Below are 13,153 nucleotides of genomic sequence, written 5' to 3'. Positions count from 1 at the left end.
CTATAGGCGGCTGTCGGCCTGTACCTGCGCGGGCGTGTTGGCGAAGTGGGCGCTGGTGTCGAGGAAGTCGGCGTCGACCACGCAGCTGAACAGCATCCGCATCAGCACGTCACGGCTCAGCTCGCAGGCCAGGCCTGTCGCGCGGGCGAGCCAGGCCGGCAGGGGGATGCGTCCGGTCGGGGCGATCTTCGGGGCGACGGCCGCCGTGCGGGCGATGACCTGGAGTTTGGGGAGTCCACCGTGGTGCCCCTGCACGACGGCGCCGAACGGGACTCCCGCGTGCGAGGTGGCCAGCCACGCGCCGGCCTCCTTGTGGGGGACGGCGACCTTGCCCTGCTTCTTCTCCGCCTCGTCCAGGCCGTGCTGCCAGGCGCACGAGCCCTTCCCGACGTCGTGGACCAGCGCCAGGTACTCGGCCAACTCGCCTGCGCCGAAGGGCGATCCGAACCGGCGCGCCAGCGAGGCAGAACCCCGGAGATGGTCCTCCAGAGTGTGGCGGGCACCTGGTAGGTTCCGGCTGTGGGCCCACAGTGGTGCCGCTTCGCTGTTTGAACTGTCCATAGTGGTTACCTTGTTCACGGCCGGACCGTACCGCTGCTGACTGACGTCGGCGGGCAGCGGTTCGGAACCCCGAGTGTGCAGCCGACACGCGGATCGCACCGAAGCAGGATGTCCGAAGTCTGTAGATTTGCCTGTCCGGTGGTCGCGCAAGAGCACGTGAGAAGGCCGGTTTCTGCTGATGGGCCGGTGTGGCGGTCGCCCTTCGGGGCGGCCGAGGATCGCAACGCGTCGGCGGTCATGTGGGCGGCCTGCTGCTGCAGGGTGGCGGTCGCCCTTCGGGGCGGCCGAGGATCGCAACGGGTTGGCCGGCCGCCCGGTGCAGGCGGCCGGCGGGGTGGCGGTCGCCCTTCGGGGCGGCCGAGGATCGCAACATGTCGCCCCGGACGATCTCCGAGGCCAGGAGACGGGTGGCGGTCGCCCTTCGGGGCGGCCGAGGATCGCAACATGTCGGACGGGGGTGGCACTCCGGACCGGCTCAAGTGGCGGTCGCCCTTCGGGGCGGCCGAGGATCGCAACCTCGACTACGTTGAGCGGTCCGGCCCGCAGCTGGCAGTGGCGGTCGCCCTGCGGGGCGGCCGAGGATCGCAACGTCGACCGCGGCGACGTGGACGCATGAGTCGGAGGTGGCGGTCGTCCTCCGGTGCGGCCGAGGATCGCAATACCATCGCCGGGGTGCTGGCCGCGACCGTGCTCTACGTGGCGGTCGCCCTGCGGGGCGGCCGAGGATCGCAACCCCGGCTGCGCTGAACCCAGGGAGCCCAAGGTCGTCGTGGCGGTCGCCCTGCGGGGCGGCCGAGGATCGCAACCGCAAGGGGGTCGCGGGCATGATCGGCCGGGGCCAGCGTGGCGGTCGCCCTTCGGTGCGGCCGAGGATCGCAACCCGCAGACCAGACCCGCCCGTCAGCCCAACCCGCAGTGTGGCGGTCGCCCTCCGGTGCGGCCGAGGATCGCAACCTCGCTGGCCCGCCGCAATTCGTCGGCACCCAGTCCGTGTGGCGGTCGCCCTCCGGGGCGGCCGAGGATCGCAACTCCGAGGTGAGCGAGCACCAGGACGGCGGCTACCTCGCGTGGCGGTCGCCCTCCGGGGCGGCCGAGGATCGCAACCTGTCGCTGCTGGCGGTCGCCGCCCTCGCGCTGACGTGGCGGTCGCCCTTCGGGGCGGCTGAGGATCGCAACCATGTACTGCACGTCCGGTGCCGGGCCGGGCCAGCGGTGGCGGTCGTCCTCCGGGGCGGCCGAGGATCGCAACGTTGCCGACGCGGTCCGGCGCGCCCACCAGGTCGGGACTGCGCCCAAGTGCGGTCTCGTGGTCGGCGTGCGTGGAACGAGGGAGGCTCCGGGGCGGTTTCCGCGCTGAGGAGGACTCAGAGGAGGAAGGCGGTTCGGTCTTCGGGTTGGGCGGGGTCGAGTCCGCGGTGGGGGTGGTAGGTGCCGTTCCACAGGAGGAGGTTGCCGATGACGGGTTCGGCGAGGCCGGCGGTGAGGGCGGTGTCGGCTTCGTGGCGGGGGAGTTGGGCGGTGTGGGGCTGGAGCCGGCGCAAGGGTTCCGGGCCGCACGGGTAGGGGGATCTGAGGGCGGTGATGTCGGCTTCGACGGCGGCGCGGTGGGCTTCGTCGCGGATGACGACGACGGGCTGGTTGAGGGTGTTGTCGATCATGCGGAAGGCGTCGTCTACGGCGGGGAAGTCGAGTTGGGCGCGCAGGGTGTCGATGTGGGCGCCCATGCCGGTGGGGCCGCTGCCTTGGAGGGTGTAGCGCAGCGGGTAGTACTTGTCGAGGGCGTCGAGGTTGTCGGGTCGGGCGAGGTCCGGGCCGATGTGGGCGGCGGTGGCGTCGAGTGCGGCGGTGTAGGCCTTGTCGCGGGGCTGTCCGGCGTCGTGGACCTTGAAGACGACGACAGTGCCTTCGTCCTGGTGGCCTTCACGGTTGCACCGGCCGGCGGCCTGCTGCAGGGACTCCGCGGGCGCCCAGGCGCGGAACACACGGGGGAAGTCGAGGTCGACGCCGGCCTCGATCAGCTGGGTGGACACGACGTGGACGTCGCTGCCGGGCTCCAGGAGCCTGCGGATGTGTTCGATGACGCCGCCGCGGTGGCCGGCGGTCATCCGGGTGGACAGGTGCAGGACGGTGCCGCTCGCCCGTTCTTCCAGGAGGCGGTGCAGGTGTGCGGCGTCCTTGGTGGTGTTCACCACGGTCAGTGTCTGGCGGCCGCTGCGCCGGCCGATCTCGTCGGCCATCGACTCCCAGGTGACGTCGGGGCCGGTGCGCCAGTCGTAGGTGACGCGCCGAAGTTTCTCGAACAACTCGGCTGGGTCGGCGATGAGTTGGCGGCGGGGGAGGCCGTCGAGCTGGGCGAGGGACCAGAAAGCGGGCTGGGTGGCGGAGGTGAGGACGACGGCGGCGCCGAAGTGGTCGACCAGGCCGCGCAGGGCGCTGAGGATCGGGGCCAGGAGCCGGTCCGGCAGGGCCTGGACCTCGTCGAGGACGATGACCGCGCCGGCCAGGCGGTGGATCTTGCGCATGGCGGCGGGCCGGTGGGAGAAGAGCGATTCGAAGAGCTGGACGGTGGTGGTGACGACGAACGGCGCGTCCCAGTTCTCGGCAGCGGTGCGCGCCCAGGTTCCCTTAGCGCCGTCCAGATCGACCGAACTGTGGTGCTCCAGGACGGTCGGGGGAAGGTCCGGGTCGTCGGGGTCGAGCATGCGACGGTAGGTGCGGGCGTTCTGCTGGGTGATGCTCGTGTAGGGGACAGCGACGACGACACGGCGGTGGCCGTGCGCGACGGCGTGGTGCAGGGCGAAGCCGGCGGAGGTGAGGGTCTTCCCGCCGCCGGTGGGCACGTGGAGCACGTACATGCCGGGCGCGCCGGTCGCTGCGGCCACCGTCTCCTCGTAGACCCGCCGGCGGATGCCGTCGATCTTCGAGGCGCGGCGCCGGGACAGGGCTTCGTTCCGGCGCGTGTCGAAGACCTCCAGCAGGTGCGTCATGTCGGCGTCGGCCCGGACCTGCGCAGGCGTGTTCGCGAAGTGGGCGCTGGTGTCGAGGAAGTCGGCATCGACCACGCAGCTGAACAGCATCCGCACCAGCAGGTCACGGTTCAACTTGCCTTCCGGGCCTGCCGCGCGGGCGAGCCAGGCCGGCAGGGGGATGCGACTGGTCGGGACGATCTCGGGGACGACGGCCGCCGTGCGGGCGATCGCCTCCTCGATCAGCGCCTGGTTCGCGTGGGCGCCGGTCTTCACGGCGTGGACGAGGTCCTTCACCGCCTGGAGTTCGGGGAGTCCACCGTGGTGCCCCTGCACGACGGCGCCGAACGGGACCCCCGCATGCGAGGCGGCCAGCCACGCGCCGGCCTCCTTGTGGGGGACGCCGACCTTGCTCTGCTTCTTCTCCGCCTCGTCCAGGCCGTGCTGCCAGGCGCACGAGCCCTTCCCGGCGTCGTGGACCAGTGCCAGGTACTCGGCCAACTCGCGTGCGCCGAAGGCCGATCCGAACCGGCGTGCCAGCGAGGCGGATCCCCGGAGATGGTCCTCCAGGGTGTGGCGGGTACCTGGTAGGTTCCGGCTGTGGGCCCACAGTGGTGCCGCTTCGCTGTTTGAACTGTCCATAGTGGTTGCCTTGTTCACGGGCCGGACCGTACCGCTGCTGACTGACGTCGGCGGGCAGCGGTTCGGAACCCCAAGTGTGCAGCCGACACGCGGATCGCACCGAAGCAGGATGTCCGAACTCTGTGGATTTGCCTGTCCGGTTGGTCGCGCAAAAGCGCGAGAGACAGCCGGTTTCCGCTGGGCCGGTGTGGCGGTCGCCCTTCGGGGCGGCCGAGGATCGCAACTGGGCGGGGCCGGTGCCACTCCGACCTGAAAAAACTGTGGCGGTCGCCCTTCGGGGCGGCCGAGGATCGCAACGACACCGCCACGAAGGCGCTGCGCACCTGCACCGACGGTGGCGGTCGCCCTTCGGGGCGGCCGAGGATCGCAACGACATGCCGGTCCGCGCGAGCCAGTCGGCCAACTGCGTGGCGGTCGCCCTTCGGGGCGGCCGAGGATCGCAACCCGCACTGGGCGACCCCTTCGGGGCGGCCGAGGATCGCAACGACGCGGGGATCTACGCGCCGCCGTACCTGGACCCGGGTGGCGGTCGCCCTTCGGGGCGACCGAGGATCGCAACCCCACATGCAGACCGGCCTCGGCCGCGGAGCCTGGGGTGGCGGTCGCCCTTCGGGGCGACCGAGGATCGCAACTGGGTCCCGTACCAGGGCGGGATCAGGTCGCCGACCAGTGGCGGTCGCCCTTCGGGGCGACCGAGGATCGCAACTTTGCTCCGGGGAGCTGTGCGTAGGCCGAGGTCAGGGGTGGCGGTCGCCCTTCGGGGCGGCCGAGGATCGCAACGTGAAGCACCGCGCCCGCACCGCCACCGTCGCCCGCCGCGTGGCGGTCGTCCTTCGGGGCGACCGAGGATCGCAACGTGAAGCACCGCGCCCGCACCGCCACCGTCGCCCGCCGCGTGGCGGTCGTCCTTCGGGGCGACCGAGGATCGCAACTGCACAGTACGCCGGGTTACGCCCAGCACCCGACCAAGTGGCGGTCGTCCTTCGGGGCGACCGAGGATCGCAACACGAACGCGCTGACGAGGGGGTAGAAGAAGTTCGCGGGGTGGCGGTCGTCCTTCGGGGCGACCGAGGATCGCAACACCGCGGGCAGCGCCATCACCCGCGTGACACCCGCGGTGGCGGTCGCCCTTCGGGGCGACCGAGGATCGCAACCCCGGCCCGTCGCCGGACGGGTCGAGGAACACGGTGTGGCGGTCGCCCTTCGGGGCGACCGAGGATCGCAACAGCGAGGCGTACGACTCCCGGCCGGAGGACCCCCGGGGTGGCGGTCGCCCTTCGGGGCGACCGAGGATCGCAACACCTCAACCCACTGCCTGTCGCGGTTGGACAGTCGCGTGGCGGTCGCCCTTCGGGGCGACCGAGGATCGCAACCGGTTCGCCGCCACCCGCGAGATCACCACCCGGTAGTGGCGGTCGCCCTTCGGGGCGACCGAGGATCGCAACGGCTGCGCGGTACACGCGATCTCCCTGGAAGCGGCGGGTGGCGGTCGCCCTTCGGGGCGACCGAGGATCGCAACTGCAGTAGGGACAGCAGCCCGGATTCCTGCGCCAGCGTGGCGGTCGCCCTTCGGGGCGACCGAGGATCGCAACACCCTGTCCGACCGGCCGTCCTTCATCGAAGCCAAGGTGGCGGTCGCCCTTCGGGGCGACCGAGGATCGCAACTGGCAAACCTTCTACGAGGAACCGCACCTGATGGTCGTGGCGGTCGCCCTTCGGGGCGACCGAGGATCGCAACCGCTCCGCAGCGGCGGCCGCTGCCGAAGCGGGGGACCGGTGGCGGTCGCCCTTCGGGGCGACCGAGGATCGCAACCGCCCTGGCCGGGACGCTGGAATCGCTGTCGTCCCCGGCCGCCCAGTGGCGGTCGCCCTTCGGGGCGACCGAGGATCGCAACCCCTTGCCTCGGCCGGAACGGACGACCGGCAGCGGGGTGGCGGTCGCCCTTCGGGGCGACCGAGGATCGCAACAGCGGTGTCGACCATCGCAGGACGGTCGCGCCGTGGGTGGCGGTCGTCCTTCGGGACGGCCGAGGATCGCAACCGGGCAGAACTGTGGCCGTGCGGCATGGAGATTTCCGGTCATTTTTGACTGCTGTTCGGTCGCGGATCGGTCGTCACAAGTCCCCGGCTGGTCTTCGGGGTGGGGTTTGTTGAACTTTCTGTCTGTTTTTTGGCTGATGCCGACCGAACCTGTTCTCCATGGCGGGTGCGGGGGAGTCTGCGCTCCGGTCGTTGTCGGTGGGCTGGTCTACGGTCGCCTCGGCGCAGCAGAACTGATGTTGCGTCATTTTCTGTGTACGGAAAGGCGATTGTGGTGGCCGGAAGGGTTGCTGCGGCGGGGGAGCGGGATGCTCTTGCTCGTCGTCGGGGGAATGCGGGGTGGGTGTTCCCGGATCTGGTGGTGGAGGTGTGGGGGCCTCTTGCGTGTTTCACCAGGCCGGAGTTGAAGTCGGAGCGGGTGAGCTATCCGGTGATGACTCCGTCGGCCGCGACGGGGGTGTTGGAGGCGATCTACTGGAAGCCCGAGTTCCGGTATGTGGTGCGGGCGATCGAGGTGCTGCGGCCGGTGCAGTGGATGCAGGTGCGTCGCAACGAGGTGAAGTCGGTCGTCACGGCGAAGAAGGTGCAGGAGCTCCAGACCGTCCCGGGCGCCCGGTACGACGTGGAGGAGGATCGGGACCAGCGGAACACGATGGCGCTGGCGGACGTCGCGTACCGGATCCGGGCGCAGATCGTGGTGGCGCGGCACGCGAACGCGCCGGAGGAGAAGTTCCGGGAGCAGCTGCGCCGGCGGGTGGATCGGGGTGCGTGTTTCTCGCAGCCGTTCCTGGGGTGCCGGGAGTTCAGCGCCTCGTTCGGGCCGGCGAGCGAGGCGCCCGCGCCGGCGGGGCGGATCGAGGAGCTGGGGGTGATGCTGCACTCGATCGTCTACACGCCGAAGGGCGAGCGCTACCGGTGGTTCCGTGCGCGGCTGGTGGACGGGGTGATGGAGGTGCCCGAGGAGCCGCTGTCCGCGGACGCGGTGGCGATGCCGTCGGCACCGTGGCGTGTCGACGGCGAGGGGTGAGCCGGTGCTGCTGCAGCGGTTGGCCGAGCAGGCCGGGCGGTTGGAGGGCCTGCCGCCGGAGTTCTATCGGTACCGGCAGGTCGACTGGGCGCTGGTGATCACGACCGGTGGCGCGGCCCCGTCTTTGGCCGATCGTCGGCCGCCGCCGAAGTCACGGGGCGAGGCGACCGTCGAGGCGGTGCCGTACGTGCAGCGGTCGGGAACGCGCGTACCGCCGTTCCTGCTGGTGGACACCGCCGAGTTCGTCCTCGGCCGAGCCCGCGGCGAAGGCGACGAACACGGGCCGAGCGAGAAGGACGTGGCCGAGGCCGCCCGCCGAAGAGGGGAGTACCTCGCCCTGCTGCGCCGCTGGGCGGACGAGGTGCCTGACGATCCGTCGGCCGGCCTGGCTCTGGAGGTGCTCACCCGCGGCCTCGCCAAGGACAGGATTCCTCCGGAGGTGGACGCCCGGCACACGGTCGGCGTACTGGTGGACGGCCGCTGGCTGCACGAGCGTGCATCGGTGCGGGAGTTGTGGGCGCGCGTCGTGCGCGAGCGCAAGGGTGCTGGCGGTGCGCAGCAGGAGCTGTGCCTGGTGTGCGGCGAGCCGGGCGACCTGCTGTCGACGATCCCCGAGCCGATCAGGAAGGGCACGATCCCGTCGACCGGGGGCAGTAACGAGGCGCAGCTGGTGAGCGTCAACTCGCCCGCGCAGGGTAGGGGCGGAGCTGTCAAGCTGGTCAACACCCCGGTGTGCGACCGCTGCGGAAGCCGCTCCATGGCCGCGCTCAACACCATGCTCGCCTCCGCCCGGCACCGCCGTTCCCTGTCCGACGGCGTGCTGCTGTGGTGGACGCGCGAGCCCGTCGACGAGCCGCTCATCGAGCTCATCGACGACAACGACCCGGATCCGGACGCCGTCGCCCACCTCATCGACACCCTCCACCACACCCCCGACCCGGCCGCCGCCGGCCGCGTCGACCCCAACGACTTCTACGCCCTCACCCTGGGCCTGAACAACGCCCGCACCGTGGTGCGGGAATGGCTCGACGTCCCCCTGCACACCGTCAAGGCCAACCTCGGCGCCTGGTTCGAGGACCACGGCGTCCACGACGGTTGGCGCGGCACCACCCGCTACCTGGCCCTGTGGCACCTCACCCTCGCCGCCGGCCGCCACAACGGCACCCAGTACGTCAAGGGCACCGCACCCCACGGCATCGAACGCGAACTCCTGCACAGCGCCCTGCGCCGCACCCCGCCACCGGCGCGCCTGCTCCCGCTCCTGCTCCAGCGCATCCGCGCCGACCACCGCATCGACGCCCCGCGCACCGCGCTGCTGCGCCTCGCCCTCAACCGCTCCCACGACCGAACGGACCGCCCGATGCCCAGGCTCGACTCCGACAGCACCGACCCCGCCTACCTGTGCGGGCGGGCGTTCGCCGTCCTGGAGGCGATCCAGGCGGCGGCCCTGCCCGACGTGAAGGCCACCATCGGCGACAAGTACTTCGGCACCGCGATGACCGCCCCGGCCGCGGTCCTGGCCAACCTCCGCCACGGCGCCAACGCCCACCTCAAGCGCCTGCGCCGTGACAAGCCGGGTGCTCACGCCGCCCTGAGCGAGCGGCTGGCGCAGGTGCTCAGCGCGCTCACCGACGACCCGCCCACGCACCTGTCGCCCCGCGAGCAGGCCCGCTTCGTCATCGGCTACGAACAGCAGCGTGCCGCCGACTTCGCCGCCCGCGCCGTGGCAGCAGCTGCCAAAGCCGCCGCGAAGGCAGCCAAGGCCGCCGCGAACACCCCCGACGAACAGCCCTCCTGACCAAACGCCAATCCCCGTCCGTGTACCACTTCTTGGAGAACGAGACCGCCATGACCGACGCCCACCTCGACCCCGCCCGCAAGCACGACTTCGTCTTCCTCGTCGAGGCCGTCGACAGCAACCCCAACGGCGACCCCGACGCCGGCGGAAGCCCCCGCACCGACCCCGTCTCCGGGCAGGGCCTCATCACCGACGTCGCCATCAAGCGCAAGATCCGCAACACCGTCGCCATGCTCAACCAGCACCAGCCCAGGCCCGGTTACGACATCTACGTCGAAGCCGGCGTTGCCCTCAACAGCCAGCACGAACGCGCCTACACGGCCCTCGGCGCCAAGACCCAGCAGGCCGACGCCCGCGCCTGGATGTGCCAGACGTTCTACGACATCCGCATGTTCGGCGCCGTCATGAGCACCGGCAAGAAGCCCGCCGGCCGTGTCCAGGGCCCCATGCAGCTCACCTTCTCCCGCTCCATCGACCCGATCACCCCCCTCGAGATCGGCATCACCCGCGTCACCCCCACCAAGCAGGAAGACGTCGACGCGTTCAACAAGCCCACCGAGGACAAGAAGGGCAAGGAGACCGAGATGGGCACCAAGCACATCGTCCCCTACGCCCTGTACCGCGGAGCCGGCCACTTCAGCGCCCCGCTCGCCAAGCGCACCGGCGTCACCAGCGACGACCTCGTCATGTTCTGGCGTGCCTTCGAGATCATGTTCGAACACGACCGCGCCGCCGCCCGCGGCAGCCTCGCCCTGCGCGGCCTCTACGTCTTCACCCACGACGACGCCTTCGGCCGCCTGCCCTCCCACACCCTCTTCGACCGCATCCGCATCAAGCAGCTCCACGACGCCACCGCCCGCAGCATCACCGACTACGGCCCCATCGACATCGACGAAACCGGCCTCGCCGACAAGGGCGTCACCCTCACCCGCATCGTCGGATGACCCACCCCAACCCCCGCCCGGGAGACGGCGACCAACCCCAAGTCGCCCTCTCCTGGCCGGAGCACTACACCTGTTTGCCCTCTTAATGGCGGTCGTCCTTCGGGACGGCCGAGAATCGCAACACCGAGGACGCCGCCACCACCCGCGGAACCCTCCTCCACCAACGCGTCGACACCCCCGGCAACCGCGGACGCGGCACCATCCGCACCCTGTACGCCCTCCGCGTCTGGCACGACGACCTGGGACTCACCGGAGCGTGCGACACCGTCGAACTCCACGACAACGGCACCATCCCGCCCGTCGAACACGAATCAGGCCGCTACCACCCGGGCGGACCCGCCGACGTCCAAGCAGCAGCCCAAGCCATCTGCCTGCAACACATGTTCCAACAACCCGTACCCCACGCCGCGATCTACTCCGCAGCCGACCGACGACGCCACACCATCACCATCACCCCCGAACTGTACCAACGCGTCGCCACCACCACTCAGGCCGTCCGCCAGCTCCTCACCACCCGCCAACTACCGCCACCCGCAAACGACAACCGCTGCCGCCGCTGCTCCATGGCCGCCACCTGCATCCCCATCATCCTCACCCGAACCCGCCACTACCACCACGCCCTCACCGACCTCTCACCCTCCCCGACGAAGATTCCACACACCCATGACCCTCGAACTCCTCAACACCCTCTACGTCCAAACCCAAGGCACCGACCTCCGCCTCGACCAGGACGCCCTCCGCATCCACCTCCCCGACACCCCCGGCCGCAAGACCCTCCCCCTGCGACGCCTCGACGCCATCGTCCTCTACGGCCACATCAACCTCTCCACCGAACTCCTCACCCGCTGCGCCCAGGACGGACGCCCCATCACCTGGATGACCCGCGGCGGACGCTTCCAAGCACGCCTCGAAGGCCCCGTCCGCGGCAACGTCCTCCTGCGCCACGAACAACACCGCGCCCACACCGACCCCCACCAACGACTCGCCATCGCCCGTAACACCGTCGCCGGAAAAATCCGCAACAGCCGCTGGATCCTGCTCCGCGCCGCCCGCGACACCAACCCGACCGCACAGACCCGCATCCGCGTAGCCGCCGCCAAACTCGCCGAAGCACTCACCGATACCCAGTACACGGACTCGCTCGACATCCTCATGGGCATCGAAGGCAACGCCGCCCGCAACTACTTCGCCGCCCTCCGCGACATACACCGCCCCACCGACGACATCCCCGCCTTCACCCACCGCAACCGCCGCCCACCGACCGACCCCGTCAACGCCACCCTCTCCTTCACCTACGGACTGCTGCGCAACCTCGTCCACGGCGCCATCGAACAGATCGGCCTCGACCCCTACATCGGCTTCCTCCACGGCCTGCGCCCCGCGAAACCGGCACTCGCCCTCGACCTGATGGAAGAATTCCGGCCCGTCCTCGCTGACCGATTCGCCCTCACCCTCCTCAACCGCCGAGAACTGAGGGCCCACCACTTCGACACCCTCGCAGGCGGAGCCGTCAACCTCACCGAAGACGGCCGCAAAACGGTCCTCGCCGCCTGGCAGGAATGGAAGACCCAACCCTGGGAACACCCGGCAGCCGGCCGGACAGTCCCCGCCGCACTCCTCCCGGTCCTGCAGTGCCGCATCCTCGCCCGCCACATCCGAGGCGACCTCCCCGGATACCTACCCTGGACGGCCGGCTGATGGACCTGCTGCTCACCTACGGCGTCGACACCACCACACCCGAAGGCCGCCGCCGACTCCGGAAAGTCGCGAAGCTGTGCGAAGGCCACGGCCTGAGGGTCCAGAAGTCCGTCTTCGAGATCGCCGCGACCGACGTCGACCTCCTGCACCTCCTCAACGACATCGGCAACACCATCGACGAGAACACCGACAGCATCCGGATCTACCGCCTCCCGCACAACGGCTTCAACGACGTACGGACACTCGGCATCGCCCAAGTGCAAAGCCACCGTGAGGACCTCATCCTGTGACAGAGCAAGCTTCGGAACCCCAAGTGCACACACGCCACGCGGATCGCACCGAAGCGCGATGTCCGAGTTGAGCGGAATCAGCCGGTGAACAGCCTCCGCATCGCAGTCACTCGGGACGTGTTCACCCTGGTTATATGCCGTGGCGGTCGTCCTTCGGGACGGCCGAGGATCGCAACGCGCCCGATACCCCCGGGTACCGCCCTGATGCCCCGGTGGCGGTCGTCCTTCGGGACGGCCGAGGATCGCAACTCCCAGGCTCCGGAGTCGAGCAGGCCGAGGCCGTGGGTGGCGGTCGTCCTTCGGGACGGCCGAGGATCGCAACTTCCTGCGGCCGGCCTACCGGCTGTGACCCCGCGCCGGTGGCGGTCGTCCTTCGGGACGGCCGAGGATCGCAACTTCCTGCGGCCGGCCTACCGGCTGTGACCCCGCGCCGGTGGCGGTCGTCCTTCGGGACGGCCGAGGATCGCAACCGGAGCGCTGCGTCGTCACGGCCGATCATCAGCTGGGTGGCGGTCGTCCTTCGGGACGGCCGAGGATCGCAACATCGGCGGCAGCAGCAGTGCCGGGTGCGGCGCCGGGTGGCGGTCGTCCTTCGGGACGGCCGAGGATCGCAACATCTCGTCTGCCCAGACTCACGCGGAGGTGCGCCGGGGTGGCGGTCGTCCTTCGGGACGGCCGAGGATCGCAACCTTCCGGGGGTGTCGTGACGGCTGCGGGGGGCGGGCCGTGGCGGTCGTCCTTCGGGACGGCCGAGGATCGCAACCTGGCACCCGTCTTGTCCTCGGCACGGAACGTCGACGTGGCGGTCGTCCTTCGGGACGGCCGAGGATCGCAACTGCACCGGGATCATCGTCTCGCCCCGCTGCTGCCACAGTGGCGGTCGTCCTTCGGGACGGCCGAGGATCGCAACCGGTGAACAGTGCCTCCACCACGGCCGTCGCACTGGTGGCGGTCGTCCTTCGGGACGGCCGAGGATCGCAACGACGCAATCTACGCCCGCCGGGCGGAGCTCGGCCCGGTGGCGGTCGTCCTTCGGGACGGCCGAGGATCGCAACGGCGAGGGCACGCCCATCGCGCTCGACCGGGTCAAGGTGGCGGTCGTCCTTCGGGACGGCCGAGGATCGCAACCGTTCGACGTACCGCACCTCGGGTGCCGGGCCGGGGTGGCGGTCGTCCTTCGGGACGGC

7 protein-coding genes, 1 pseudogene and 4 CRISPR repeat arrays (1 of these 12 only partly in view) are annotated in these 13,153 nt (G+C 70.6%); of the genes and pseudogenes, 6 read left to right on the top strand and 2 right to left on the bottom strand.

Annotated features, from left to right (window positions below):
* Positions 1 to 561: a CRISPR-associated endonuclease Cas3'' gene (locus tag ACFV18_RS03840; protein ID WP_380478875.1), complete on the bottom strand. Its 561-nt coding sequence runs from the start codon at positions 559 to 561 to the stop codon at positions 1 to 3.
* A gap of 188 nt (positions 562 to 749) precedes the next feature.
* Positions 750 to 1,810: direct repeats of the CRISPR family, unit length 37 nt; unit sequence GTGGCGGTCGCCCTTCGGGGCGGCCGAGGATCGCAAC.
* Positions 1,811 to 1,925: 115 nt separating this feature from the next.
* Positions 1,926 to 4,169, bottom strand: coding sequence for a CRISPR-associated endonuclease Cas3'' (locus ACFV18_RS03835; RefSeq protein ID WP_380478873.1), 2,244 nt, complete (start codon positions 4,167 to 4,169; stop codon positions 1,926 to 1,928).
* 187 nt (positions 4,170 to 4,356) lie between these two features.
* A CRISPR array of direct repeats spans positions 4,357 to 4,613; the repeat unit is 37 nt; unit sequence GTGGCGGTCGCCCTTCGGGGCGGCCGAGGATCGCAAC.
* A 4-nt stretch (positions 4,614 to 4,617) separates the two neighbouring features.
* A CRISPR array of direct repeats spans positions 4,618 to 6,210; the repeat unit is 37 nt; unit sequence GTGGCGGTCGCCCTTCGGGGCGACCGAGGATCGCAAC.
* A 342-nt stretch (positions 6,211 to 6,552) separates the two neighbouring features.
* Between ACFV18_RS03835 and cas5c the strand changes: the two genes are divergently transcribed.
* The 6 genes and pseudogenes from cas5c to cas2 all read left to right on the top strand — a co-directional run bounded on the left by cas5c (position 6,553) and on the right by cas2 (position 11,966).
* Complete coding sequence (gene cas5c, locus ACFV18_RS03830; RefSeq protein ID WP_380478871.1) at positions 6,553 to 7,236, top strand: type I-C CRISPR-associated protein Cas5c; 684 nt, start codon at positions 6,553 to 6,555, stop codon at positions 7,234 to 7,236.
* 4 nt (positions 7,237 to 7,240) lie between these two features.
* On the top strand, positions 7,241 to 9,034 hold the full coding sequence (gene cas8c / locus ACFV18_RS03825) for a type I-C CRISPR-associated protein Cas8c/Csd1 (protein ID WP_380478869.1): 1,794 nt from the start codon (positions 7,241 to 7,243) through the stop codon (positions 9,032 to 9,034).
* Positions 9,035 to 9,054: 20 nt separating this feature from the next.
* Positions 9,055 to 9,978 carry a type I-C CRISPR-associated protein Cas7/Csd2 gene (gene cas7c, locus ACFV18_RS03820; protein ID WP_380478867.1) on the top strand — a complete coding sequence of 308 codons (924 nt, stop codon included), beginning with the start codon at positions 9,055 to 9,057 and terminating at the stop codon, positions 9,976 to 9,978.
* A 200-nt stretch (positions 9,979 to 10,178) separates the two neighbouring features.
* A pseudogene (locus ACFV18_RS03815) lies at positions 10,179 to 10,547 on the top strand (Dna2/Cas4 domain-containing protein); the annotation flags it as partial.
* Between the two features lie 94 nt (positions 10,548 to 10,641).
* A complete protein-coding gene (gene cas1c / locus ACFV18_RS03810) occupies positions 10,642 to 11,676 on the top strand; it encodes a type I-C CRISPR-associated endonuclease Cas1c (protein ID WP_380478865.1) in 1,035 nt (344 codons plus the stop codon).
* Entirely contained in the window at positions 11,676 to 11,966 is a 291-nt protein-coding gene (gene cas2 / locus ACFV18_RS03805) for a CRISPR-associated endonuclease Cas2 (protein ID WP_380478863.1), read from the top strand. The genes cas1c and cas2 overlap by 1 nt, the downstream gene beginning before the upstream one ends.
* A 139-nt stretch (positions 11,967 to 12,105) precedes the next feature.
* Positions 12,106 to 13,153: a CRISPR direct-repeat array (repeat unit 37 nt; unit sequence GTGGCGGTCGTCCTTCGGGACGGCCGAGGATCGCAAC); it runs 86 nt beyond the window's last position.

It is taken from the genome of Kitasatospora sp. NPDC059673 (genome assembly GCF_042734215.1).
GTDB lineage: Bacteria > Actinomycetota > Actinomycetes > Streptomycetales > Streptomycetaceae > Kitasatospora.
Note: the sequence above shows the minus strand (reverse complement) of the source record. Positions and strands in the feature narration are given on the sequence as shown.

Bases quoted from the DNA above. Each gene is read 5' to 3' on its own strand.
- ACFV18_RS03840 (WP_380478875.1), bottom strand. From the start codon at position 561: ATGGACAGTTCAAACAGCGAAGCGGCACCACTGTGGGCCCACAGCCGG.
- ACFV18_RS03835 (WP_380478873.1), bottom strand. From the start codon at position 4,169: ATGGACAGTTCAAACAGCGAAGCGGCACCACTGTGGGCCCACAGCCGG.
- cas1c (WP_380478865.1), top strand. From the start codon at position 10,642: ATGACCCTCGAACTCCTCAACACCCTCTACGTCCAAACCCAAGGCACC.
- cas2 (WP_380478863.1), top strand. From the start codon at position 11,676: ATGGACCTGCTGCTCACCTACGGCGTCGACACCACCACACCCGAAGGC.